This window comes from Streptomyces sp. NPDC001194, from assembly GCF_042896985.1.
GTDB lineage: Bacteria > Actinomycetota > Actinomycetes > Streptomycetales > Streptomycetaceae > Streptomyces.
Map to the genome: position 1 here is coordinate 1 of NZ_JBIAXU010000001.1, position 24,093 is coordinate 24,093.

23 protein-coding genes are annotated in these 24,093 nt (G+C 70.0%); 3 read left to right on the forward strand and 20 right to left on the reverse strand.

Annotated features, from left to right (window positions below):
- Positions 1-260 precede the first annotated feature (260 nt).
- Entirely contained in the window at positions 261-842 is a 582-nt protein-coding gene (locus tag ACFY1T_RS00005) for a hypothetical protein (RefSeq protein ID WP_390786316.1), read from the reverse strand.
- Positions 843-1,008: 166 nt separating this feature from the next.
- Here ACFY1T_RS00005 and ACFY1T_RS00010 point away from each other — a divergent pair, with 166 nt between their 5' ends.
- From ACFY1T_RS00010 to ACFY1T_RS00020, 3 genes are all read left to right on the forward strand, one after another.
- Entirely contained in the window at positions 1,009-2,229 is a 1,221-nt protein-coding gene (locus ACFY1T_RS00010) for a sensor histidine kinase (RefSeq protein ID WP_390786317.1), read from the forward strand.
- On the forward strand, positions 2,226-2,879 hold the full coding sequence (locus tag ACFY1T_RS00015; RefSeq protein ID WP_390786318.1) for a response regulator: 654 nt from the start codon (positions 2,226-2,228) through the stop codon (positions 2,877-2,879). The genes ACFY1T_RS00010 and ACFY1T_RS00015 overlap by 4 nt, the downstream gene beginning before the upstream one ends.
- 201 nt (positions 2,880-3,080) lie before the next feature.
- Positions 3,081-4,904, forward strand: coding sequence for a glycosyl hydrolase family 18 protein (locus ACFY1T_RS00020; RefSeq protein ID WP_390786925.1), 1,824 nt, complete (start codon positions 3,081-3,083; stop codon positions 4,902-4,904).
- A gap of 89 nt (positions 4,905-4,993) precedes the next feature.
- Here the strand turns inward: ACFY1T_RS00020 and ACFY1T_RS00025 are convergent, their stop codons facing one another.
- The 19 genes from ACFY1T_RS00025 to rho all read right to left on the reverse strand — a co-directional run bounded on the left by ACFY1T_RS00025 (position 4,994) and on the right by rho (position 23,879).
- Positions 4,994-5,440 carry a DUF2550 domain-containing protein gene (locus tag ACFY1T_RS00025; protein WP_390786319.1) on the reverse strand — a complete coding sequence of 149 codons (447 nt, stop codon included), beginning with the start codon at positions 5,438-5,440 and terminating at the stop codon, positions 4,994-4,996.
- A gap of 128 nt (positions 5,441-5,568) precedes the next feature.
- Entirely contained in the window at positions 5,569-5,943 is a 375-nt protein-coding gene (locus tag ACFY1T_RS00030) for a F0F1 ATP synthase subunit epsilon (protein WP_030857159.1), read from the reverse strand.
- 164 nt (positions 5,944-6,107) lie between these two features.
- Entirely contained in the window at positions 6,108-7,550 is a 1,443-nt protein-coding gene (atpD, locus tag ACFY1T_RS00035) for a F0F1 ATP synthase subunit beta (RefSeq protein ID WP_030857157.1), read from the reverse strand.
- The gene (locus tag ACFY1T_RS00040; protein WP_030857155.1) at positions 7,550-8,467 is read right to left on the reverse strand and encodes a F0F1 ATP synthase subunit gamma; all 918 of its coding nucleotides are present in this window, start codon (positions 8,465-8,467) and stop codon (positions 7,550-7,552) included. Before ACFY1T_RS00040 ends, atpD begins: the two co-directional genes overlap by 1 nt.
- 20 nt (positions 8,468-8,487) lie before the next feature.
- On the reverse strand, positions 8,488-10,083 hold the full coding sequence (gene atpA, locus ACFY1T_RS00045; protein ID WP_053689429.1) for a F0F1 ATP synthase subunit alpha: 1,596 nt from the start codon (positions 10,081-10,083) through the stop codon (positions 8,488-8,490).
- A gap of 132 nt (positions 10,084-10,215) precedes the next feature.
- Entirely contained in the window at positions 10,216-11,031 is an 816-nt protein-coding gene (locus tag ACFY1T_RS00050) for a F0F1 ATP synthase subunit delta (protein ID WP_363123953.1), read from the reverse strand.
- On the reverse strand, positions 11,028-11,567 hold the full coding sequence (locus tag ACFY1T_RS00055; protein WP_030857149.1) for a F0F1 ATP synthase subunit B: 540 nt from the start codon (positions 11,565-11,567) through the stop codon (positions 11,028-11,030). Before ACFY1T_RS00055 ends, ACFY1T_RS00050 begins: the two co-directional genes overlap by 4 nt.
- 43 nt (positions 11,568-11,610) lie before the next feature.
- The gene (gene atpE, locus ACFY1T_RS00060; RefSeq protein WP_030857147.1) at positions 11,611-11,844 is read right to left on the reverse strand and encodes an ATP synthase F0 subunit C; all 234 of its coding nucleotides are present in this window, start codon (positions 11,842-11,844) and stop codon (positions 11,611-11,613) included.
- A gap of 76 nt (positions 11,845-11,920) precedes the next feature.
- Positions 11,921-12,760 carry a F0F1 ATP synthase subunit A gene (gene atpB, locus ACFY1T_RS00065; protein ID WP_390786926.1) on the reverse strand — a complete coding sequence of 280 codons (840 nt, stop codon included), beginning with the start codon at positions 12,758-12,760 and terminating at the stop codon, positions 11,921-11,923.
- Between the two features lie 210 nt (positions 12,761-12,970).
- Positions 12,971-13,408 (reverse strand): hypothetical protein, encoded by a 438-nt coding sequence (locus tag ACFY1T_RS00070; protein WP_366101089.1) that lies wholly within the window; start codon positions 13,406-13,408, stop codon positions 12,971-12,973.
- A gap of 285 nt (positions 13,409-13,693) precedes the next feature.
- Entirely contained in the window at positions 13,694-15,028 is a 1,335-nt protein-coding gene (locus ACFY1T_RS00075) for an MraY family glycosyltransferase (protein ID WP_199813595.1), read from the reverse strand.
- 104 nt (positions 15,029-15,132) lie between these two features.
- Positions 15,133-16,362 carry a serine hydroxymethyltransferase gene (glyA, locus tag ACFY1T_RS00080; RefSeq protein ID WP_390786320.1) on the reverse strand — a complete coding sequence of 410 codons (1,230 nt, stop codon included), beginning with the start codon at positions 16,360-16,362 and terminating at the stop codon, positions 15,133-15,135.
- A 106-nt stretch (positions 16,363-16,468) separates the two neighbouring features.
- A complete protein-coding gene (locus ACFY1T_RS00085; protein WP_390786321.1) occupies positions 16,469-17,158 on the reverse strand; it encodes a protein-tyrosine-phosphatase in 690 nt (229 codons plus the stop codon).
- Complete coding sequence (locus ACFY1T_RS00090) at positions 17,155-17,802, reverse strand: L-threonylcarbamoyladenylate synthase (protein ID WP_030153769.1); 648 nt, start codon at positions 17,800-17,802, stop codon at positions 17,155-17,157. Before ACFY1T_RS00090 ends, ACFY1T_RS00085 begins: the two co-directional genes overlap by 4 nt.
- 49 nt (positions 17,803-17,851) lie before the next feature.
- Complete coding sequence (prmC, locus tag ACFY1T_RS00095; protein WP_030857135.1) at positions 17,852-18,697, reverse strand: peptide chain release factor N(5)-glutamine methyltransferase; 846 nt, start codon at positions 18,695-18,697, stop codon at positions 17,852-17,854.
- 73 nt (positions 18,698-18,770) lie between these two features.
- Positions 18,771-19,850, reverse strand: a complete 1,080-nt coding sequence (gene prfA / locus ACFY1T_RS00100; protein WP_030857133.1) for a peptide chain release factor 1 — start codon at positions 19,848-19,850, stop codon at positions 18,771-18,773.
- Positions 19,851-19,961: 111 nt separating this feature from the next.
- A complete protein-coding gene (gene rpmE, locus ACFY1T_RS00105) occupies positions 19,962-20,180 on the reverse strand; it encodes a 50S ribosomal protein L31 (protein WP_030153765.1) in 219 nt (72 codons plus the stop codon).
- 190 nt (positions 20,181-20,370) lie between these two features.
- Positions 20,371-21,471 (reverse strand): LCP family protein, encoded by a 1,101-nt coding sequence (locus ACFY1T_RS00110; RefSeq protein ID WP_390786322.1) that lies wholly within the window; start codon positions 21,469-21,471, stop codon positions 20,371-20,373.
- 305 nt (positions 21,472-21,776) lie between these two features.
- Complete coding sequence (gene rho, locus ACFY1T_RS00115; protein WP_390786323.1) at positions 21,777-23,879, reverse strand: transcription termination factor Rho; 2,103 nt, start codon at positions 23,877-23,879, stop codon at positions 21,777-21,779.
- Between the last annotated feature and the right edge of the window lie 214 nt (positions 23,880-24,093).

Consider the following 24,093-nt stretch of genomic DNA (forward strand, 5'->3'; position numbering starts at 1 on the left):
GCTGCACTGGTACAACTACCACCGTCCCCACACCGGCATCAGCGGCCAGACACCCGCCAGCCGCGCCACCAACCTGCCCGGACAACACACCTAGGGGGTGTCTTGCCGATCACGCCGGGCTCGCGGTGGTGGGCGCCGCGCCTCGCCGCGTTGTCCTCGGTCGCCGACGCTCCGCGTCGACTCCCTCGTCCGCCTTGCGATCCACGGCGCCCACCGCCGCTCCCTGATCCGGCCTGATCGACAAGACACCCCCTAGCCCTTCAGAGCCGCCGCTCGGCCGCGGCCCGCTCCTCCGGCGCCGGGTCCTCCGGCGGCGGGGGCTTGCGCGGCCAGAACGTGTACGTGGCGGCGATCACGGCCTGGATGCCGAGCACCCGCAGGGCGGTGTACTGCCAGCTCTGCAGGGCGCCGGTGTCGGCCGCGTCGCCCACGTACCAGATCGCGCCCTGCAGCAGCCCGAGCGCTACGGCCGCGCCGGCCAGCGTGCGCGTCCACAGCTTCCACTCGTGGACCGCCCTGGCCCTGCCGTGCTTCGGGCCGGGCGGCTTCGGCCCCCCGGCGAAGCGGTACGCCGCGTGCCGGTCGAGCCACTTCACCGTGTAGTGGCCGTAGCCGACGGTGTAGCCGATGTAGAGCGCGGCCAGGCCGTGCGTCCAGCTCGGCTCGCCCCCGTTCTTCAGGTCCACCGCGGTGGCCACCAGCAGGACCAGCTCCAGCAGCGGCTCGCACAGCAGGACCGCCGCCCCCAGCCTCGGCATCTTCGCGAGGTAGCGCAGCGCCAGTCCGCCGGCCAGCAGAGCCCAGAAGCCGACCTCGCAGGCGATGATCAGTGTGACGAGCACCGGATTCTCCCTTCCGTCGACGCTTCTACAACCACGGGATCCAGCCTCCCGCCCGATCCGCACCGCTTCGTCGTCGCCGGTGACGAACCGTGACTGCATCCTTCGGCGTACTCCCGCACCGCCCGGCCTCCGCCCCGGCGGGGACGCCCGGCCCTCCCTCACCCTGTTGGATGGGACCGTGACCCCGACCATCACCCCTGCGCCGCCCGCCAGGACCTTCCGCCCCCACCGCGACGACGTGCTCCTCGCGGTGTTCAGCGTGCTCGCGGGCCTGGTGCTGTGGTCGCTCGGCATCTACAGCACGAACAACCGGCACTTCCTCCCGGCCTGGGCGGCCCTGGTCCCGCTCTTCGCGCTCGGACCGATGGAGCTGCTGCGCCGCACGGCGCCCAACACCACGCTGGCCGTCGGCACCGTGGGGGTGATCGCCGACCAGTTCACCGTGGGGAACCTGGGCACCGTCCTGATCTTCACCGACCTGATGTACGCGGCCGTCGTCTACGGCAAGCCCGCCATGGCCCGGCGGCTCCCGGTCACCACCGGCCTGGTCACCATCGCCGTCACCATCGCCTCGGTGGCCTGGCTGCGCACCCCCCAGGCCCTGATGATCGGCGTGATCACCGGCATCGTCAGCTTCGGCCCGGCCCTGACCGGCGCCACCCTGCGCAACCACCGCGAGGCCGCCGAGGCCGCCCGGCTGCGGGCCGAGCAGACCGCGCTGCTGGCCGAAATGGACCGCAGTCAGGCCGTCGTCGCCGAGCGCGCCCGGATGGCCCGCGAGCTGCACGACATGGTGGCCAACCACCTGTCCGCCATCGCCATCCACTCCACGGCCGCACTGTCCATCGACTCCCCCGCGACGAGCCGGGAGGCCCTCGGGGTGATCCGGGAGAACAGCGTGCAGGGGCTCGCCGAGATGCGCCGGCTGATCGGGCTGCTGCGGGACGCGGGCGCCGGGCAGGAGGCGGTCGCCACGCCTTCCCTCGACGGGCTCGACGCCCTGCTGGCGCAGGCCCGTGTCAACGGCGCCGCGAGCGGGCTGGAGTTCGCGCTCCTGGACGGCCGGCCGCCCGGGGAGCCGCTGCCGGCCCCCGTGGAGCTGGCGGCGTACCGGATCGTCCAGGAATCGCTGACGAACGCCCTCAAGCACGCCGCCCCGGGCACGGTCCGGGTCCGCGTGACGCGTGCGGACGGGCTGCTGACCGTACGGGTGGAATCCCCGTACGGAGACCGGCCGGGTCCCCGCGCGCCCGGCTCGGGCGCCGGGCTGATCGGCATGCGGGAGCGGACGGAACTGCTGGGCGGGGAGTTCTCCGCGGGTCGTGCGGGATCGGTTTGGCTGGTGCGGGCGGACCTGCCCGCGGAGGAGAGGGCGGTGGCCGGATGAGCATCCGGGTGGTGGTGGCCGAGGACCAGAGCGCGGTACGGGCGGGACTGGTGCTGATCCTGCGCAGCGCGGGGGACGTGGAGGTCGTGGGCGAGGCCGCGGACGGCGAGGAGGCGGTGCGCCTGGCGCGGGAGCTGAGGCCGGACCTCGTCCTCATGGACGTGCAGATGCCGAGGCTGGACGGGGTGTCGGCGACCCGCCAGGTGGTCGCGGAGGGGCTGGCGGACGTACTCGTCCTGACCACCTTCGACCTGGACGAGTACGTGTTCGGCGCCCTGCGCGCGGGGGCGGCGGGCTTCCTGCTGAAGAACGCGGACGCGGCGGAGCTGATCGAGGCCGTACGGACGGTGGCGCGCGGGGAGGGCCTGATCGCCCCGGCGGTGACCCGGCGGCTGATCGCCGAGTTCGCGGCTCCGCGGCCCGCGAAGGTCCCGGTGGCTCCGCAGACGGCCGCGGCGGTGGCCTCGCTGACGCGGCGGGAGCGGGAGGTGCTCGGATGTCTGGGCGAGGGTCTTTCGAACGCGGAGATCGCGCTGCGGCTGGAGATGGCGGAGGCGACGGTGAAGACGCACGTCAGCAGGCTGCTGGGGAAGCTGGAGCTGCGCAGCCGGGTCCAAGCGGCCGTCCTGGCGCAGGAGTTGGGCCTCTAGAGGCATACCGGAGTGAAGGTCTGGACCTCTTGACGGTTGGTCCAGACCTTTCTACGCTCGCGGCAACTGTGGTGAGCGTGCCATGACAAGCGTGCTCACGGGCGGCGCAGGTCCCATCCCCAGTCCCGGTCGGCCCCACGACCGGGACGGACCTACGGAGGAGCACCCTTGAGCACAGCAAGCTCGGCACCCCCACCCCGCATGCGACTGCTGCGGAGGCTCGCCGCGAGCGTGGCCGCCTTCACCCTGCCCATCGCCGGACTCGTGGCCCTGGCCGGCCCCGCCGAGGCCGCCGCCTCCGCGACGGCCACGTACACGAAGGTCTCCGACTGGGGCACCGGCTTCGAGGGCAAGTGGACGGTGAAGAACACCGGCACCACCACCCTCACCAGCTGGACCGTGGAGTGGGACTACCCCTCCGGCACGACGGTCACCTCCGCCTGGGACGCCACCGTCACCAGCTCCGGAACCCACTGGACCGGCAAGAACGTCGGCTGGAACGGCACCCTCGCCCCGGGCGCCACGATCAGCTTCGGCTTCAACGGCGCCGGCTCCGGCGCCCCGAGCGGCTGCAAGATCAACGGCGGCTCCTGCGACGGCGGCTCGACCCCCACCGACAGCCCGCCCTCGGCCCCCGGCACCCCCACCGCGAGCGGGGTCACCGACACCTCGCTGACCATCGGCTGGGCCGCCGCCACCGATGACAAGGGCGTCAAGAACTACGACGTCTACCGCGGCGGCACCAAGATCGCGACCGTCACCGGTACGAGCTACTCCGACTCCGGCCTGACCAAGGGCACGACGTACACCTACGGCGTCATCGCCCGCGACACCGCCGACCAGACGGGCCCGGCCTCCGGCTCCGTCTCGGTCACCACGACCGGCGGCGGCACCACGCCCCCGGACCCGGGCGGCAAGGTCAAGCTCGGCTACTTCACCGAGTGGGGCGTCTACGGGCGCAACTACCACGTGAAGAACCTGGACACCTCCGGCTCCGCCGCGAAGATCACCCACATCAACTACGCGTTCGGCAACGTCCAGGGCGGCAAGTGCACCATCGGTGACGCCTACGCCGACTACGACAAGGCCTACACCGCCGACCAGAGCGTCGACGGCGTCGCCGACAACTGGGACCAGCCGCTGCGCGGCAACTTCAACCAGCTGCGCAAGCTCAAGGCGAAGTACCCGAACATCAAGGTGCTGTGGTCCTTCGGCGGCTGGACCTGGTCCGGCGGCTTCGGCCAGGCCGCGGCCAACCCGGCCGCGTTCGCCGACTCCTGCTACAGCCTGGTCGAGGACCCGCGCTGGGCGGACGTCTTCGACGGCATCGACATCGACTGGGAGTACCCGAACGCCTGCGGCCTGTCCTGCGACACCAGCGGCGCCGCCTCCCTGAAGAACGTCCTGTCCGCCCTGCGCACCAAGTTCGGCAGCAGCAACCTGGTGACCGCCGCGATCTCCGCCGACGGCTCCAACGGCGGCAAGCTCGACCTCGCGGACTACGCGGGCGCCTCGCAGTACGTCGACTTCTACAACGTCATGACGTACGACTTCTTCGGCGCGTGGGACGCCCAGGGCCCGACCGCCCCGCACTCCCCGCTCACCTCGTACGCCGGCATCCCGATCGCCGGCTTCAACTCCGAGGCGGCGATCACCAAGCTCAAGGGCAAGGGCATCGCGGGCTCGAAGCTCAACCTCGGCATCGGCTTCTACGGCCGCGGCTGGACCGGCGTCACGCAGGCCGCCCCCGGCGGCACCGCCACCGGCCCCGCCCCCGGCACGTACGAGCAGGGCATCGAGGACTACAAGGTCCTGAAGAACAGCTGCCCGGCCACCGGCACGGTCGCGGGCACCGCCTACGCCAAGTGCGGCAGCAACTGGTGGAGCTACGACACCCCCGCCACCATCGCGGGGAAGATGAGCTGGACCAAGCAGCAGGGGCTCAGGGGCGCCTTCTACTGGGAGTTCAGCGGGGACACCGCGAACGGCGAACTCGCCAACGCGGTCCACACCGGGCTCCAGTAGGCACCACCGCCCCCGGTGAACGACGGAGCCGGGAGACGGGGTCCGCCCCCCGTCTCCCGGCTCCGTCACGACATCAGGCCCTCAGGCCCTCAGGCCACGTTCACCCTCTGCCCGGGAGGCGCCGCCTCCAGCCAGGCCAGGAAGCCGGTCAGCGCGTCCTCGCTCATCGCGAGCTCCAGGCGGGTCCCCCGGTGGAGACAGCCGAGCACGACGGCGTCGGACAGCAGCGCCAGCTCCTCCTCGCCCTCGGGCGCGCGGCGGGCGATGACCTCGATGGAGGAGCGCTCCAGCAGGCGGCGCGGCCGCGGGGAGTACGAGAAGACGCGGAACCACTCGATGCGGTCACCGCTGTAACGGGCGACCCCGTACACCCAGCCCTTGCCGGAGATGTCGGGTTCCTCGGACACGGCCCAGCGCAGGCTGCAGTCGAACGTGCCGCCGGACCGCTGGATCAGTCTGCGGCGCAGCCCGAACACAAACAGCCCGATCACCACCAGGGCTACGACCAGGCCGCTCACAAGCAGAGCGAGGAGCATCTTCACCGACCTCCTCGCTCATCGAATACCTCAAACGAAAAACGACCTGCATCGCCTCAGCCGCGACCCGGTCTGGAAAATTCCAGACCGGACCGCGGCTGAGGTCTCAAACCTGTTCGGTACGGGGCTCAGTGCCCCGTGACCGCGCGCAGCCGGACATCGGCGCGACGCTCGGCGGCCCCATCGGCCTCCGACTTCGCGCGCTCCAGTGCCCGCTCCGCCCGCTGGACGTCAATCTCGTCAGCGAGCTCGGCGATCTCGGCCAGCAGGGACAGCTTGTTGTCCGCGAACGAGATGAAACCGCCGTGCACCGCGGCGACGACAGTGTTGCCCTCGCTGGTACGGATGGTCACCGGGCCCGATTCCAGCACACCGAGAAGCGGCTGGTGACCGGGCATGACGCCGATGTCGCCGGACGTGGTGCGGGCGACGACCAGGGTGGCCTCGCCGGACCAGACATTACGGTCCGCCGCGACCAGCTCGACGTGCAGCTCAGCAGCCAAGGTGGCTCCTCGGGTCACCACCCGGCGGGTAGGCCGGGTGTTGGGTCAAATTCTAATGGGCGTGGGGAGAGGGACGGGACACACCCGCCCCTCTCCGTCTGCAGACACTGCCGACGTGCGCCGGCGCCTGCGAACCGGAAGCGCCCCGTGAGGAGCGCGCCGGATCAGGAGACGCCCAGCTCCTTGGCGTTGGCCTTCAGGTCCTCGATGCCACCGCACAGGAAGAACGCCTGCTCGGGGAAGTGGTCGTAGTCACCATCGCAGATCGCGTTGAACGCGGTGATCGACTCGTCGAGCGGAACGTCCGAACCGTCCACGCCGGTGAACTGCTTGGCGACGTGGGTGTTCTGCGACAGGAAGCGCTCGACGCGACGGGCGCGGTGGACGACGAGCTTGTCCTCTTCGCCCAGCTCGTCGATACCGAGGATCGCGATGATGTCCTGGAGGTCCTTGTACTTCTGCAGGATCCCCTTGACGCGCATCGCCGTGGCGTAGTGGTCCGCCGCGATGTACCGCGGGTCGAGGATGCGGGACGTCGAGTCCAGCGGGTCCACGGCCGGGTAGATGCCCTTCTCGGAGATCGGACGGGAGAGAACCGTCGTCGCGTCGAGGTGGGCGAAGGTGGTGGCCGGCGCCGGGTCGGTCAGGTCGTCCGCGGGGACGTAGATCGCCTGCATCGAGGTGATCGAGTGACCGCGGGTCGAGGTGATGCGCTCCTGCAGCAGACCCATCTCGTCAGCCAGGTTCGGCTGGTAACCCACGGCGGACGGCATGCGGCCCAGAAGGGTCGACACCTCCGAACCGGCCTGGGTGTAACGGAAGATGTTGTCGATGAAGAAGAGCACGTCCTGCTTCTGCACATCGCGGAAGTACTCCGCCATGGTCAGACCGGCCAGGGCGACGCGCAGACGGGTGCCCGGGGGCTCGTCCATCTGGCCGAAGACGAGCGCCGTCTTGTCGATGACGCCGGAGTCGGCCATTTCCTCGATGAGGTCGTTGCCCTCACGGGTACGCTCACCGACGCCCGCGAAGACCGACACACCGTCGTGGTTGTTGGCGACGCGGTAGATCATTTCCTGGATCAGAACGGTCTTGCCGACACCGGCACCACCGAACAGACCGATCTTTCCACCCTTGACGTACGGGGTGAGAAGGTCGATGACCTTGACGCCGGTCTCGAACATCTCGGTCTTCGACTCGAGCTCGTCGAAGCGGGGCGCCTTGCGGTGGATCGGCCAGCGCTCGGTGACGTTGGCGTTCTCCTCCGGGTAGTTCAGCACCTCACCGAGGGTGTTGAAGACCTTGCCCTTGGTGAAGTCACCGACGGGGACGGTGATGCCCTCGCCCGTGTCGGTCACCGGGGCCTGGCGGACCAGGCCGTCGGTCGGCTGCATCGAGATGGTACGGACGAGGCCGTCACCCAGGTGCTGCGCGACCTCGAGGGTCAGGGTCTTCAGCGCGCCGTCCTCGGCCGGGTCGGCGACCTGGACCTTCAGCGCGTTGTAGATGTCGGGCATCGCGTCGACGGGGAACTCCACGTCGACGACCGGGCCGATGACCCGGGCGACGCGGCCCGAGGCGGCGGCCGTCTCAACAGAGGTCGTCATTACTTGTCACTCCCCGCGGTCGCGTCGGCCATGGCACTGGCGCCACCGACGATCTCGCTGATTTCCTGGGTGATTTCGGCCTGGCGGGCCGCGTTGGCAAGCCGGGAGAGGCTCTTGATGAGGTCTCCGGCGTTATCGGTCGCCGCCTTCATCGCGCGGCGGCGGGCGGCGTGCTCGGAAGCGGCCGACTGCAGCAGTGCGTTGTAGATGCGGCTTTCGACGTAGCGCGGCAGAAGGGCGTCGAGGACGTCCTCCGCCGACGGCTCGAAGTCGAACAGCGGAAGGATCTCGCCCTTCGTACCGCTCTCCTCCGCAGCCTCGTCGAGGCTGAGCGGCAGCATCCGGCCGTCGACCGGGTTCTGCGTCATCATCGACACGAATTCCGTGTAGACGATGTGCAGCTCGTCGACGCCACCCTCGGCCGTCTCCGTCTGGATGGCTTCGATCAGCGGCCCGGCGACGCGCTTGGCGTCGGCGTAGGCCGGGCTGTCGGTGAAGCCGGTCCACGAATCCGCGACCTTGCGCTCGCGGAAGCCGTAGTAGGCCAGACCCTTACGGCCGACGATGTAGGTGTCGACCTCCTTGCCCTCGCCGCGCAGCCGCTCGGTGAGCCGCTCCGCCTGCTTGATGGCGTTGGAGGAGTAGCCGCCGGCCAGACCGCGGTCGCTCGTGATGAGCACGATCGCGGCACGGCTCGGCTGCTCGACCTCGGTCGTCAGGGCGTGCTTGGTGTTCGAACCGGTCGCCACCGCGGTCACCGCACGGGTGAGCTCGGTCGCGTACGGCATCGACGCCGCCACCTTGCGCTGCGCCTTGACGATGCGCGAGGCGGCGATCATCTCCATCGCCTTGGTGATCTTCTTGGTCGCCGTGATGGCACGGATGCGACGCTTGTAGACCCGGAGCTGCGCTCCCATGAGTCAGGTCCCTTCCGTCGTCACTTGGAGACGTTGACGGCCGGTGCGTCCTCGCCCAGGAGCTTGCCGTCCGAGGTCTCGAACTGGCGCTTGAAGCCGGCGATGGCGTCCGCGATGGAGGACAGGGTGTCGTCCGACATCTTGCCGCCGTCCGCGATGGAGGTCAGGAGGTCCTTGCGCTCACGGCGCAGGTGCTCCAGCAGCTCCGACTCGAAGCGACGGATGTCGCCGACCGGAACGTCGTCCATCTTGCCGGTGGTGCCGGCCCAGACGGAGACGACCTGCTCCTCGACGGGCATCGGCTGGTACTGGCCCTGCTTCAGCAGCTCGACCAGGCGCTTGCCGCGCTCCAGCGAAGCCTTCGAAGCGGCGTCCAGGTCGGAACCGAAGGCGGCGAACGCCTCCAGCTCGCGGTACTGGGCGAGGTCCAGACGCAGACGGCCGGAAACCTGCTTCATGGCCTTGTGCTGGGCCGAGCCACCGACGCGGGAGACCGAGATGCCGACGTTCAGCGCCGGGCGCTGGCCCGCGTTGAACAGGTCGGACTCCAGGAAGCACTGGCCGTCGGTGATGGAGATGACGTTGGTCGGGATGAACGCCGACACGTCGTTCGCCTTGGTCTCGACGATCGGCAGACCGGTCATCGAACCGGCGCCCATGTCGTCGGAGAGCTTCGCGCAGCGCTCCAGCAGACGGGAGTGCAGGTAGAAGACGTCACCCGGGTAGGCCTCACGGCCCGGCGGGCGGCGCAGCAGCAGCGACACGGCGCGGTAGGCGTCGGCCTGCTTCGACAGGTCGTCGAAGATGATCAGGACGTGCTTGCCGGCGTACATCCAGTGCTGGCCGATGGCGGAACCGGTGTACGGCGCCAGGTACTTGAAGCCGGCCGGGTCGGACGCCGGGGCGGCGACGATCGTCGTGTACTCGAGCGCACCGGCGTCTTCCAGGGCGCCGCGAACGGACGCGATGGTCGAGCCCTTCTGGCCGATGGCGACGTAGATGCAGCGGACCTGCTTGTTCACGTCGCCCGAGCGCCAGTTGTCGCGCTGGTTGATGATCGTGTCGACGGCCAGAGCGGTCTTGCCGGTCTGACGGTCACCGATGATCAGCTGACGCTGGCCACGGCCGACGGGCACCATGGCGTCGATGGCCTTGTAGCCGGTCTGCATCGGCTCGTGCACCGACTTGCGGACCATGACGCCCGGAGCCTGAAGCTCCAGGGCGCGACGGCCTTCGGTCGCGATCTCGCCGAGACCGTCGATCGGGTTGCCGAGCGGGTCGACGACACGGCCGAGGTAGCCCTCGCCGACGCCGACGGAGAGCACCTCACCGGTGCGCTGCACCGGCTGGCCCTCCTCGATACCGCTGAACTCGCCGAGGACGACCGCACCGATCTCGCGCTCCTCGAGGTTGAGGGCGAGACCGAGGGTGCCGTCCTCGAACTTCAGCAGCTCGTTCGCCATGGCGGAGGGCAGGCCCTCCACCTTCGCGATGCCGTCGCCGGCAACGCTGACCGTTCCGACCTCCTCGCGCGAGGCCGCGTCCGGCTGGTACGACTGGACAAAGTTCTCCAGTGCGTCCCGGATCTCCTCCGGCCGGATCGTGAGCTCCGCCATCTGGGTTCCCTGCTCTCCTTGTTGGGCCTGAAGCTTCTTAGGGGTCTGGGGGCGACCCCCAGGAATCTTCTGCAAGTTCTGCACGGCCCAACCGGGCCGCTAGGAATGCTTTTGTTCTATTGCTGGCTGAGGTCAGCCGGCCATGCGGCGGGTCGCCTCTGCGAGGCGGTCCGCGATGGTGCCGTCGATGACCTCGTCGCCGACCCGCACCGTGATCCCGCCGAGGACCGCGGGGTCCACGTCGAGGTTCAGGTGCATCTGGCGGCCGTACAGCTTGGCCAGCACCGCGCCGAGACGCTGCTTCTGCACGTCGCTGAGCGGAACCGCGGTGGTCACGGTGGCGACCATGCGGTCACGGCGCTCGGCGGCGAGCTTGGAAAGGGACTCCAGTCCCGCTTCCAGGCTACGTCCACGCGGGTGCGTGACGAGACGCGCGACCAGACGCTCGGTGACGGCGTTCGCCTTGCCGCCGAGCAGGCTGCGCAGCAGCTCGCTCTTGGCGGAGGCGGTGGCGCCACGGTCGGTCAGCGCGGCACGCAGCTCGGTGCTCGAGGCGACGATCCGGCCGAAGCGGAAGATCTCGTCCTCGACGTTGTCGAGCGCGCCACCCTGCTGGGCCGCCGTGAGGTCGGCGGTGGCCGCCAGCTCCTCCAGCGAGTCCACCAGGTCGCGGGACTGCGACCAGCGCGACCGCGCCATGCCGGACAGCAGGTCGAGGGTTTCCCCGCCCACCTGGCCGGACAGCAGCCGGCCGACCAGCTCGGCCTTGGCCTCGCCGGACTGCGCCGGGTCCGTGATGACCCGACGCAGCGAGACCTCACGGTCGAGCAGCGCGGTGACGGCTGCCAGCTCGCCGGCGAGCTTCGCCGCGTCGACGGACGTGTTGTCCATCAGCGCGTCGAGACGCTCGCGCGCGGAGGCCAGCGCCTCGCGGCTCGCTCCGTTCATCGGGCCGCCTCGGCCTTCTCCTCAAGCTCGCTGAGGAAGCGGTCGATCGTGCGGCTCTGGCGGGCGGCGTCCTCGAGGGACTCGCCGACGAGCTTGCCGGCCAGGTCGGTGGCGAGCTTGCCCACGTCCTGACGCAGCGCCTGAGAGGCGGCCTTGCGGTCGGCCTCGATCTGGGCGTGGCCGGCAGCGATGATCTCCTCACGCTGCCGCTGGCCCTCTGCGCGCAGTTCTTCCTTGAGCGCAGTGCCCTGCTCCAGCGCTTCCTGGCGCAGGCGCGCGGCCTCGTGCCGGGCTTCGGCGAGCTGGGCCTTGTACTGCTCCAGCACGCTCTGGGCCTCGGTCTGAGCGGCCTCAGCCTTCTCGATACCGCCCTCGATCTGCTCGCGGCGCTCGTCCAGAACCTTGTTGATGTTCGGGAGGAGCTTCTTCGCGAGGAAACCGAAGACGATGACGAAGGCGATCAGACCGATGACGAGCTCGGGGATCGGCGGGACGAGCGGGTTTTCCGTCTCGGCCGCGAGAACCAGGAGGTTCACATCAGTGCCTTTCGTCTAATCGGACTAGTGGTTGCGGCTCGTCTTAGTAGACGAACGGCATGACCAGACCGATGAGGGCGAGCGCCTCACAGAAGGCGAAGCCGAGGATCTGGTTGGCGCGGATCAGACCGGCAGCCTCGGGCTGACGGGCGAGAGCCTGCGTGCCGTTACCGAAGATGATGCCGACGCCGACACCCGGGCCGATGGCCGCGAGACCGTAACCAACGGAGCTGAGGGAACCGGTGACGCCTTCGGCGGCAGCGAGGATCTGGGACATGCCAGTTCTTCCTTCTCTTTCACGGACCGGTGGGGGTTGGCCACCGGACGACAGGGGGTTTGGGGGAGGGCCGGACTCAGTGGTGCTCGGCGAGCGCGCCCTGGATGAAGCTGCAGGCCAGGAGCACGAAGACGTAGGCCTGGACAGCCTGGATGAAGAGCTCGAACGCCGTCATCACGATGACCATGATGAAAGAGACGCCGGCGTAGGCGATCCCGATCCCGTTCAGCAGGTACCAGCTGGCGATGGTGAACAGCAGCAGCAGGGTGTGACCGGCGAACATGTTCGCGAACAGTCGGACCGCGTGGGTGAAGGGGCGCACCAGGACGTTCGAGAAGAACTCGATCACCATGACGAGCGGAAGGACCGGGCCGAGCGACTTGTCGTAGCCGGTCAGGTTCTTGAAGCCGCCGACGAAGCCGTGACGCTTGAACGTCACCGACATCCAGATGAAGTAGACGACCAGTGCGAGTGCCGCCGGGTACGCGATGATCGCGGTCACCGGGAACTGGGCCACGGGGACGATCGACCAGACGTTCAGGACCCAGACGAAGAAGAACAGCGACACCATGAAGGGGACGTACTTCTCGCCCTCCTTCTTGCCGAGCGTCTCGTAGACGATGCCGCGGCGCACGAAGTCGTAGCCGGCCTCGGCGACCATCTGCAGCTTGCCCGGTACGACCTTGGGCTTGCGGAACGCGGCCCAGAAGAAGGCGACGATGATCACCGAGCCCAGAAGGGCCAGCAGCATCGGCTTGTTGAAGTACGCACTGGTGGTGCCGGCTTCGCCCCACAGCGGCTCGAAGAGGAACGAGTGCAGGCCCGGGCCGGGGAAGCCACATCCGTCGAAGATGTGACAGTCGGTCTCGAAAGCGAGCACCTGCGTCAGGTCAGCACTCACCGCGGGCTCCTTCAGCGTGGCGCATAGGTACGGCAACCTCGTTGTGTCGGCGCGGCGCACAGCCGCTGTTCGGCACTGGACTGGTGTTACGGGTGTGGGGGCGGCGATCAGGCATCGAGCCTCGCGATGGAACAGGCGTCAGCTCAGATGCCCGCGCCCGCAATGCCGCAGTTGGCACCGGACGATAGCAGCATCTCGAACGCGCCCTTATTCCGGCCCTACCCCTCACGACTTCGGCCCCGAATTTTCGGGCTTGTCGCCCTTCGTCGAGTCCGGTTCGACGTAGAGGATCTTGGCCTTCATATGAGCACGCGTCTGTGCGCCGATCCACACCAGGGTGGTGGCGACGAGCGTGATCGCGAAAGCCTTGGGGTTGAACAACGTCGTGTTCTTGAACACGGCGACAAAGACGAACAGCAGCAGGATCTGGGCCGTGTAGAGCATCAGCCCCATGGCCTGGAACAGGTGCGGCAGCGATTTCGCGGTGCGTTGCAGAACGACGAATCCGATGCCCATGAACAGCATCACGACCAGAGTGGCGATGACTGCGCCAAGGGCCCCCTTGCCGCCCGCCACCACGGCGCTGATGACGGCTGCGAGAGCGCCGGCGACAGCCGTGGGTACAGCGGCGTGCAGGAGGGATCGGACGTCATCTGACCGCATGGCGGTTTGCTCCGCGTGGTGGTGGGGGCACGGACTCGTACGGGAACTCGTACGGGACGAGCGTAAGCCCGGTCCGAGATCGAACCTCGGGCCGATGGGCCGTCGCACTACGGTCCTTCGGCTCTGTCGCCGGGTTTAGTGAACGGTATCACAAACTATTTGATGAGAGCTTTACCTGCGTAGTGTGCTGACTGTCACACATGAGAGCTAACCCGCCCGTGTGTGCGCGACAAGCCGCCGTTGTGTGTGGTAAAGGCGGTTCATGTCCGACATGTACCGCGGGCGTCAGCGCGCCGACTCTGCCTTACGCCGGTCGGGGAAGCGCGAACGGGGGCCTACCGCAGTCGCTCCGTTGACGCCCGAGACACCGACCCGGATCGGCCCGGCGGGCTCCGGCTCCCGGCCCGAGGCATCCAGCGCGGCCGCCTCGGCGGCGCGCTCGCGGTGCCGGTAGCGCGGCGGGACCAGACCCTCGGCCCAGCGCGGGGCGCGGGGGGTGAAGCGCGGCAGGAGCAGCAGGACGAGGCCCAGCGCGCTCAGGGCGACGATCGCGAGCACGATCCACATCGAGGCGGAGTGCACGGAATAGGCCACCGCACCGAACGCGATCAGCCCTGACCAGAAATACATGATCAGCACCGCGCGGCTGTGCGAATGCCCGAGTTCCAGCAGCCGGTGGTGCAGGTGCCCGCGGTCGGCCGCGAACGGCGACTGGCCCTTCCACGTACGGCGCACGATGGCCAGGACCAGGTCCGCCATCGGGATCGCGATGATGGTCAGCGGGAGCAGAAGCGGAATGAAGACCGGGATCATCGCGTGCACCGCGTTGCGCTCACCACCGGCGAACAGGGCCATGGTGTCCGGGTCCACCTGCCCGGTGATCGAGATGGCGGCGGCGGCCAGCACCAGGCCGATGAGCATCGATCCGGAATCGCCCATGAAGATGCGGGCCGGGTGCATGTTGTGCGGCAGGAAGCCCAGGCACATGCCCATCAGGATCGCCGCGAACAGGGTCGCGGGCGCGGCCGCCTCGATCCCGTACCCGAACCAGATCCGGTACGAGTAGAGGAAGAACGCGGCTGCGGCGATGCAGACCATGCCGGCCGCCAGGCCGTCGAGCCCGTCCACGAAGTTCACCGCGTTGATGGTGATCACGACGAGGGCCACCGTGAGCAGGTTGCCCTGCCACTGGGTCAGCGCGACCGTCCCGATGCCCGGGACGGGGATCCACAGGATGGTCAGACCCTGGATGACCATCACACCCGCGGCGATCATCTGCGCGCCGAGCTTGATCAGGGCGTCGATCTCGAACTTGTCGTCGAGCACGCCGATCAGCCAGATCAGGGCGGCTCCGGAGAGCAGCGCCCGCGGCTCGTTCGACAGCTCGAAGACTCCGTTGAGGTTGCGCAGGTGGTCCGCCACCAGAAGCCCCGCGCACAGTCCGCCGAACATGGCGATGCCGCCGAGCCGCGGAGTGGGCTCGCGGTGCACGTCGCGGGCGCGGATCTCCGGCATCGCACCGGCCGCGATCGCGAACTTCCGCACGGGCCCGGTCAGCAGGTAGGTCACCGCGACCGTGACGCAAAGCGTCAGCAGATATTCACGCACGGGCTGCCCCAGATGTATCGCCGGCCATCTCAGCCCCACACATTAGCTGCGATGTACCCCTCACCGAGGACGCGAGGGGGCACCGTCCCGGTTGCGGTACGCCCCGCTTGTCCCTCTTACTCCCCGTACGGGGCAAATCCGCGCGTCAGCTCGGACACCTCCGCGCGGGGGTTCGCGCCTGCCCCGCGCATCGCGGCGGTAAACAGCGCGGCGATCCGGGCCATCTCGGGCTCCCGCATGCCCTGGGTGGTGACGGCCGCCGTACCGAGCCGGATCCCGCGCTGGTCCCCGTACGGGAGGGCGCAGGTGTCGAGCACGATCCCGGCGGCGGCGAGCCGGCCGCGCGCGGTCGGACCGTCCACGCCGAGCGGCGCCGGGTCGGCGGTGATCAGGTGGGTGTCGGTGCCGCCCGTCGTCACCGCGAACCCGTGGGACGCGAGCTCATCGGCCAGCGCCCGCGCGTTGGCCACCACACGATGGGCGTACGTGGTGAACGCCGGCGCCGCGGCCTCGCCGAAGGCCACGGCCTTGGCGGCGATGGTGTGCATCTGGGCGCCGCCCTGGGTGAAGGGGAACACGGCCCGGTCGATGCGCTCGGCGAACTCGGATCCGCACAGGACCATCCCGCCGCGCGGGCCGCGCAGCACCTTGTGCGTCGTCGCGCAGACGACGTCGGCGTACGGGACGGGGCTGGGCGCGGCTCCGCCGGCGACGAGCCCGATCGGATGGGCGGCGTCCGCGATGAGGTACGCCCCGACCTCGTCGGCGATCTCCCGGAACACGGAGTACTCGGGGTGGCGGGGGTAGGAGATCGAGCCGCAGACGATGGCCTTGGGCCGGTGCATGCGCGCGAGGCCCTGCACCTGCTGGTAGTCGATCAGGCCGGTCTCGGCGTCGACCCCGTATCCGACGAAGTCGAACCAGCGGCCCGAGAAGTTGGCGGGAGAGCCGTGGGTGAGGTGGCCGCCGTACGGGAGCCCCATCGCGAGGACGGTGTCCCCGGGCCGCAGCAGGGCGGCGTAGGCGGCCAGCACGGCGGAGGAGCCGGAATGCGGCTGTACGTTGGCGTGCTCGACCCCGAAGAGGGCCCGGGCCCGCTCTACGGCCAGCCCCTCGGCGAGGTCGGCGTACTCGCAGCCGCCGTGGTAGCGGTGGCCCGGATAGCCCTCGGCGTACTTGTTGGCGAGCGCCGAGCCGAGGGCCGCCAGTACGGCGGGCGAGGTGAAGTTCTCGGCGGCGCTCAGCTGCAGGGTGTCGGCCTGCCGCCGCGCCTCCCCCGCGAGCACGTCGGCCATCTGCGGATCCTGCTGCCGCAGCAGGTCCGAGGGCGGGGTGATGACGCTCATGGCGCGACTCCAGTGGGCTGTCCCGAATAGCCCCACTCTAGGGCGCCCTGTCCCGCTCTGCCCGTTTCAGCGGAGGAGACCCGCGGGGGCGGGCCGCCCCGAAGCGTCAGCGCGGAGGGTTGACGCCCGTCAGGGCGGTGACCACGGGGTCCAGCGCCTGGTTGATCTCGTCGCCGATCGATCGGAAGAAGGTGATCGGCGCCCCGTACGGGTCGTACACCTCGTCCGCGTCGGGTGACGGCGCCAGCAGCCACCCGCGCAGCGCCGCGGCAGCCCGCACCAGTGCCCGGGCCCGCTCCGCGACCCCGTCGTCCAGCGGCGGCAGCGTGGCCGGATCTATCGCCCGCACCAGCCGCGTGAACTCCTTCAGCGTGAACGTCCGCAGCCCCGCCGAATGCCCCATCGAGATGACCTGCGCGCGGTGGTCCCGCGTGGCGGTCAGCACCAGGTCCGCCCGTATGACGTGCTCGTCCAGCAGTTCCCGCCCGGTGAACCCGGTCGCGTCCGCGCCGAAGTCCGCGAGCACGGCCGCCGCGTTCGCCTCCATCGGGGCGCCCTCGTGGCCCCAGGTCCCCGCGCTCTCCACGATCAGGTCGCCGGCCGGAATGCCACCCAGCCGGTGCGCCAGCGCATGCCGGGTCAGCCGCTCGGTGATCGGCGAGCGGCACACGTTGCCGGTGCTGACGTGGAGGATGCGGAACGTGTCCCCGCCGGCGCCCGCCGGGTGGGGGTCCCCCCAGCCGTGGTCGGCGCCGGAGGTGCGCCCGCTTGCTATGCCACGCCCCTCAGGGCTCACGGGGCCACCTCGAGGTCGGGTACGACCTCCCGCAGCTGCTCGGCGGTCAGCGCCCCCTCGCGCAGCAGGACGGGAACCTTCCCCGTGACGTCGACGATCGACGACGGCTGGATCCCCGGAGTCGGACCGCCGTCCAGGTACACGGACACGGAGTCGCCGAGCATCTCGCGCGCCGCGTCGCAGTCCTCGGGCGCGGGGTGCCCGGTCAGGTTCGCCGAGGACACGGCCATCGGACCGACCTCGGTCAGCAGCTCGATCGCGACGGGGTGCAGGGGCATCCGCACGGCCACGGTCCCGCGGGTCTCCCCCAGGTCCCAGGCCAGCGAGGGCTGGTGCTTGGCGACGAGCGTCAGCGCGCCCGGCCAGAAGGCGTCGACGAGCTCCCAGGCCTGCTCGGAGAAGTCCGTGACGAGCCCGTGCAGGGTGTTCGGCGAGCCGATGAGCACGGGGGTCGGCATGTTGCGGCCGCGCCCCTTGGCGGCGAGCAGGTCGCCGACCGCCTCGGCGCTGAACGCGTCCGCGCCGATCCCGTACAGGGTGTCGGTGGGCAGCACGACAAGCTCGCCGCGGCGCACGGCGGATGCGGCTTCACGCAGACCCGTCTTGCGGTCCGTCGCGTCGTTGCAGTCGTATCGCCGGGCCATCAGCGGGACTCCTCGTGCAGCAGGGGGGTGGAGGGGCGGGTCGGGGGCGTCACGGCATGGCCTTGCGGGCGGTGGCGAAGCGCGGGCGGTTGTTCAGGTCGGGGTGGTCGGCGGCGTCGGCCCAGCCGCGCTCCTCCGCGAAGATCCACGGGACCTGGCCGCCCTGGGTGTCGGCGTGCTCGATGACGACGATCCCGCCGGGCCGCAGCAGCCGGTGCGCGGTGCGCTCGATGCCGCGGATGGTGTCGAGCCCGTCCTCGCCGGAGAACAGCGCCATCTCGGGGTCGTGGTCGCGGGCCTCGGGAGCGACGTACTCCCACTCGGTGAGCGGGATGTACGGCGGGTTCGAGATCACCAGGTCGACCTGGCCGTCCAGCTCGGGCAGGGCGCGCAGGGCGTCACCCTGGTGGACGGTGACCCGCGACCCCTCGGCGTTCTTGCGGGTCCACCGCAGGGCGTCCTCGGACAGCTCCACGGCGTGCACGCGCGAGCGCGGCACCTCCTGGGCCATGGCCAGGGCGATGGCGCCGGAGCCGGTGCACAGGTCCACGATCAGCGGCTCGACCACGTCCATCGCCCGGACGGCGTGTATGGCCCAGTCCACGACCGACTCCGTCTCGGGCCGGGGCACGAAGACCCCGGGCCCGACCTGGAGCTCCAGGTACCGGAAGAAGGCGCGGCCCGTGATGTGCTGGAGCGGCTCGCGCGCCTCGCGGCGGGCGACGGCCTCCCAGTAGCGGGCGTCGAAGTCCGCGTCCTTGACGTGGTGCAGTTCCCCCCGCTTGACGCCGTGCACGAAGGCCGCGAGCTCCTCCGCGTCGAAGCGCGGTGAGGGCACGCCGGCGGCGGCCAGCCGCTGGGTGGCCTGGGCCACCTCGGCAAGCAGCAAGTTCACGCTGGTCCTCCGGGCTGCTGTCGTACGGGGGTGGTGCGGGGGGCGGGCACGGTGAAGCGGGTCGAGCGGGGGATCAGTGCGCGGACGCCAGCTTGGCGGCCGAGTCCGCGTCGACGCAGGCCTGGATCATCGGATCGAGGTCGCCGTCGAGCACCTGGTCCAAGTTGTACGCCTTGAAGCCGGTCCGGTGGTCCGAGATCCGGTTTTCCGGGAAGTTGTACGTACGGATCTTCTCGGAGCGGTCCACGGAGCGCACCTGGCTGCGGCGCACGTCGGAGGCCTCCTGCTCGGCGGCCTCCTGGGCGGCGGCCAGCAGGCGCGACCGCAGGATGCGCATGGCCTGCTCCTTGTTCTGGAGCTGGCTCTTCTCGTTCTGGCAGGAGGCGACCACGCCGGTCGGCACGTGCGTGATGCGCACGGCCGAGTCGGTGGTGTTGACGGACTGGCCGCCGGGACCCGACGAGCGGTACACGTCGATGCGGAGGTCGTTCGGGTTGATCTCGACCTCGACCTCCTCGGCCTCCGGGGTGACGAGCACGCCGGCGGCGGAGGTGTGGATGCGGCCCTGCGACTCGGTGGCCGGAACCCGCTGGACGCGGTGCACGCCGCCCTCGTACTTCAGGCGGGCCCAGACGCCCTGGCCGGGCTCGGTGGCCCCGTTGCCGCCCTTGGTGCGGACGGAGACCTGGACGTCCTTGTAACCGCCGAGCTCGGACTCGGTGGCGTCGATGATCTCGGTCTTCCAGCCCACGCGCTCGGCGTAGCGCAGGTACATGCGCAGCAGGTCGCCGGCGAACAGGGCCGACTCGTCGCCGCCTGCGCCCGCCTTGACCTCGAGGAGGACGTCCTTGTCGTCGCTGGGGTCCCGCGGGACCAGCAGCAGGCGGAGCTTCTCGGTGAGCTCCTCGCGCTGCGCGGTCAGCTCCTTCACCTCGGCCACGAAGTCGGGGTCGTCGGCCGCGAACTCCTTCGCCGTCTCGATGTCCTCGGCGGACTGCTTCCAGGCACGGAAGGTCGCGACGATCGGGGTCAGCTCCGCGTAGCGCTTGTTGAGCTTGCGCGCGTTGGCCTGATCCGAGTGGACCGAAGGGTCGGCGAGCTTCTTCTCAAGATCGGCGTGCTCGCCGACCAGTTCCTCGACCGCCTCGAACATCGGGGGCTCCTGGGGTGAAAAGTACGAAAAAGGGCTGCGGGACGACAAAGGCGCCGGTCCGGCTGCCCCCGTGTGGACAGGGTGCAGCCGGAGTCCGGCGCCGGGGGCTCGCTACTTCGAGCCGGCAGCCTTGCCGAAGCGGGCCTCGAAGCGGGCGACACGGCCACCGGTGTCGAGGATCTTCTGCTTGCCCGTGTAGAACGGGTGGCACTCGGAGCAGACCTCGGCACGGATGGTGCCCTCGGTCAGGGTGCTACGGGTGGTGAACGACGCGCCACAGGTGCAGCTGACCTGGGTCTCGACGTACTCGGGGTGAACATCGCGCTTCAAGGTGTCTCCTAGATTCGGGAGGGCGCCGGGTCGCAGGGGCCGAATTGCGCACTGCGTGAACCGGGGCCGACAGACCAGTCTGCCAGGACCGGGCTGCCTGTCAAAATTCTGAGGACGCCTCCCTCAACGAGGGGGGTCCGGCATCTATTCCGCTCCCCCACGGGAAGCGCCTGAGCAGGCATTTCGTGCGTCACTGCACGATCTGTCCCGCGGTGCCCTTGTCACCCATGGAGTTCGCGGTGGCCTCGGCGGGGACCGGCTGCTCGGCCAGCAGGGCGTCCCAGACCATCTTGGACTCCTTGGCCAGCGGGGCGACGCGGTCGGCGTCACGGGGGTCCGGGCCCACGGGCAGGGTGATCATCTTCATGTCCTGGGCGTCGATGCCCTGGAGGCTCTGCGCGAATCCCATCAGCGACTTCACGTCGCCGAGGGACTTGTCGGTGGTGAGCGCCTTGGTGCCGGTGTCGGCGAGGTCGAGCAGCCGCTTGGGGTTGTCGAAGACGCCGATGCCCTTGACCTGCTTGATCAGGGCCTTCATGAACGCCTGCTGCAGCTGTATTCGGCCGAGGTCGGAGCCGTCCCCGACGGTCTTGCGGGTCCGTACGAGGCCGAGGGCCTGCTCCCCGTTGAGCTTGTTGGGGCCGGCCGGGAGGTCGAGGTGGCTCCCGTAGTCCTTGATCGGCTTGTTGGTGGTCACCTCGACGCCGCCGAGGTTGTCGATGATCTTCTTGAACCCCGTGAAGTCGACCTCGATGTAGTGGTCCATGCGGATCCCCGACATCTTCTCGACGGTCTTGACCGCGCAGGCGGCCCCGCCGATGGTGAACGACTCGTTGAACTGGGAGCGCGAGCTGCCGCGGTCGGTCTTGCCGTTGCCCGTGGTGCAGGCCGGCCGGTTGACCATGGTGTCGCGCGGTATCGAGACGACGGTGGCCTTCTTGTGGCCCTCGTAGAGGTGGACGATCATCGCGGTGTCCGAGCGGGCCGAGCCGCCGTCGTCCGGCCCGTACTCGGAATTGGCGCCGCCGCGGGAGTCGGAGCCGAGGACGAGGATGTCCATCGAGCCGTTGTCCACGTTCTGCGGGCGGTCGGTGCCGAGCGCCTGGTCGATGTCGACCGTCTTGAGGTTCCCGTTCAGGTGGAAGTAGAACCAGCCGAGACCCGCCCCGCCCAGCAGGACCACGCCCGCGGCGCTCCACGCGGCGATGACCAGGGCCCTGCGGCGCTTCGGTGGTTTCCGTCGGCGCCGGCCCGCGGCACGCCTGCCGCCGCCCCTGCTGTCGTCGCTCATGCTCTCCTCAGTCCTGAGTACGTTCCCTCTGACACAGACGGACGAATGCCGTCCAGGGTTCCACGGCCGGAAGGCACCTCCTGCGGGGGCCCTGCGGCGGCCGGGACGGGACGAACGGCCCGTGCACCATCGGGCGCACCCCCGCCCACCTGCGGTTTCCCAGAGGGACGTACCGCGCGGCGGGAAGGTTCACGCGCGCGGCGGGTGTGTCGAAGCTCGCAATCGCGCCACCACGCAGAACCGCCCCCACCGCGGCTGCGGTGGGGGCGGTCCGGTGATGCCGTGTACGGCGACGGATCGACGGATCAGTCGTCGTTCTTGCCCGACGGGGTCGTCTTGGCGATCTGCATCAGGAACTCGGCGTTCGACTTCGTCTGCTTCATCTTGTCGAGGAGCAGCTCGATGGCCTGCTGCGAGTCGAGCGCGTGCAGCACCCGGCGCAGCTTCCAGACGATGGCGAGCTCCTCGCTGTTGAGGAGGATCTCCTCCTTGCGGGTGCCCGACGGGTCGACGTCGACGGCCGGGAAGATGCGCTTGTCGGCGAGCTTCCGGTCGAGCTTGAGCTCCATGTTGCCGGTGCCCTTGAACTCCTCGAAGATCACCTCGTCCATGCGCGAGCCGGTGTCGACCAGCGCGGTGGCCAGGATGGTCAGCGAGCCGCCGTCCTCGATGTTGCGCGCGGCACCGAAGAAGCGCTTCGGCGGGTACAGCGCGGTCGAGTCGACACCACCGGACAGGATGCGGCCGGAGGCGGGCGCCGCGAGGTTGTACGCGCGGCCCAGACGGGTGATGGAGTCCAGCAGGACGACCACGTCGTGACCCAGCTCGACGAGGCGCTTGGCGCGCTCGATGGCCAGCTCGGCGACGGTGGTGTGGTCCTCGGCCGGGCGGTCGAAGGTCGAGGAGATGACCTCGCCCTTGACCGACCGCTGCATGTCGGTGACCTCTTCCGGACGCTCGTCGACCAGGACGACCATCAGGTGGCACTCGGGGTTGTTGGTGGTGATCGCGTTGGCGATCGCCTGCATGATCATGGTCTTGCCGGTCTTCGGCGGGGCCACGATCAGGCCTCGCTGGCCCTTTCCGATCGGCGACACGAGGTCGATGATGCGGGTCGTCAGCACGCCCGGGTCGGTCTCCAGGCGGAGCCGGTCCTGCGGGTAGAGCGGGGTCAGCTTCTGGAACTCCGGGCGGCCGCGGCCGGATTCGGGCGCCATGCCGTTCACCGAGTCCAGGCGCACGAGGGCGTTGAACTTCTCGCGGCGCTCGCCGTCCTTGGGCTGGCGCACGGCACCGGTGGTGTGGTCGCCCTTGCGCAGGCCGGCCTTGCGGACCTGGGCGAGGGAGACGTACACGTCGTTCGGGCCGGGCAGGTAGCCCGAGGTCCGGATGAACGCGTAGTTGTCGAGGATGTCGAGGATGCCCGCGACGGGGATCAGGACGTCGTCGTCGGCGACCTGCGGCTCGGCCGGCGCGAACTCGTCGCGGCCGCGACGGCCACGGCGGTCGCGGTAGCGGCCGCGACGGCCGCGGCGACCGCCCTCGTCGTCGAAGTCGTCCTCGGGGCCGTTGCCCTGGGGACCCTGACGGTCCTGGCGGCCCTGCTGCTGACGGTCCTGGCGGCCGCCCTGCTGCTGGCGGTCCTGACGGTCGCCGCGGCCACCGCCCTGACCCTGGCCGGCCTGGCCGCCCTGGCCGCCGCCCTGACCCTGGCCCGCCTGGCCCTGGCCCTGGGCGCCCTGGCCCTGGTCGTCGGTCTTGGCGCCGCGGTCGCGGCGGTCGCGGCGGCCCTCGCCGCGCTCCGTACGGTCACCGCGGTCGCGGCGGTCGCGCCGGCCGCGGCCCTCGCCCTCCTGGGCGGGCGCGGAGACGGCGGTGGCGGCCTCGGCCTTGGTGTCGGCCGGAGCGGTCGCGGTGGCGGTCTCGGTCTTGGTCTCGACCTGCACGGCGGCCGGGGCCGCGGCCTCCGGGCTGCCGGAGGGGGCCGTGGCCCGACGGCGGCGGCGCTCGCCGGCCGGCGCGTCGTCGGAGGCCGGCTGGCCCGGGATCTCGATCTGCGCCTGCGCGGCGGGCTTCTCGGCGGGCGCCTCGGCGGCGACCTCGCCCGTACGGGCCTTGCTGGTGGCGCGGCGCTTCGGCTTGGCCTCGGCGGCGTCGGCGGCGGGAGCCGCGGCCTTCGGGGCACTGCTTCCCGCCTGCGCCTCCTTGATGACCTCGATCAGCTGGCTCTTGCGCATCCGCGCGGTGCCCCTGATGCCGAGGCCGGACGCGACCTGCTGGAGCTCGGCCAGGACCATGCCCTCGAGGCCGGTGCCGGAGCGGCGACGCTTGGGGGCGGCGCCCGCGGCGGGGGCACTGGTGTCGACAGTGGTGTCGGCAGCGCCCATCAGATCGGTGGTGTCGCTCACGAAGGGTCCTTCCCTGGAGCGGACGTCGGCCTGTCTGGCTCGGCGACCGGTTGTGCTGTCCGACAACGGTCCATGGCTTGATGGGTCATGGGCCGCGGCCGGGGCGGTGGTCCGCCGAAAGAGGAACGGCGGAGAGAAACGTGCATGGGTGGTTCCGGCGAGAAGCCCCCGAGCTGGAAGCGTGGGAATGTCACGCCGATTCCGGAGCGTGCTC

Excerpts from the sequence above, each read along its gene's own strand:
- ACFY1T_RS00015 (WP_390786318.1), top strand. The coding sequence starts at position 2,226 with ATGAGCATCCGGGTGGTGGTGGCCGAGGACCAGAGCGCGGTACGGGCG.
- ACFY1T_RS00020 (WP_390786925.1), top strand. The coding sequence starts at position 3,081 with ATGCGACTGCTGCGGAGGCTCGCCGCGAGCGTGGCCGCCTTCACCCTG.
- ACFY1T_RS00025 (WP_390786319.1), bottom strand. The coding sequence starts at position 5,440 with ATGCTCCTCGCTCTGCTTGTGAGCGGCCTGGTCGTAGCCCTGGTGGTG.
- atpD (WP_030857157.1), bottom strand. The coding sequence starts at position 7,550 with ATGACGACCTCTGTTGAGACGGCCGCCGCCTCGGGCCGCGTCGCCCGG.
- ACFY1T_RS00040 (WP_030857155.1), bottom strand. The coding sequence starts at position 8,467 with ATGGGAGCGCAGCTCCGGGTCTACAAGCGTCGCATCCGTGCCATCACG.
- atpA (WP_053689429.1), bottom strand. The coding sequence starts at position 10,083 with ATGGCGGAGCTCACGATCCGGCCGGAGGAGATCCGGGACGCACTGGAG.
- ACFY1T_RS00050 (WP_363123953.1), bottom strand. The coding sequence starts at position 11,031 with ATGAACGGAGCGAGCCGCGAGGCGCTGGCCTCCGCGCGCGAGCGTCTC.
- atpE (WP_030857147.1), bottom strand. The coding sequence starts at position 11,844 with ATGTCCCAGATCCTCGCTGCCGCCGAAGGCGTCACCGGTTCCCTCAGC.
- ACFY1T_RS00070 (WP_366101089.1), bottom strand. The coding sequence starts at position 13,408 with ATGCGGTCAGATGACGTCCGATCCCTCCTGCACGCCGCTGTACCCACG.
- glyA (WP_390786320.1), bottom strand. The coding sequence starts at position 16,362 with ATGAGCGTCATCACCCCGCCCTCGGACCTGCTGCGGCAGCAGGATCCG.
- ACFY1T_RS00090 (WP_030153769.1), bottom strand. The coding sequence starts at position 17,802 with ATGGCCCGGCGATACGACTGCAACGACGCGACGGACCGCAAGACGGGT.
- prfA (WP_030857133.1), bottom strand. The coding sequence starts at position 19,850 with ATGTTCGAGGCGGTCGAGGAACTGGTCGGCGAGCACGCCGATCTTGAG.
- ACFY1T_RS00110 (WP_390786322.1), bottom strand. The coding sequence starts at position 21,471 with ATGAGCGACGACAGCAGGGGCGGCGGCAGGCGTGCCGCGGGCCGGCGC.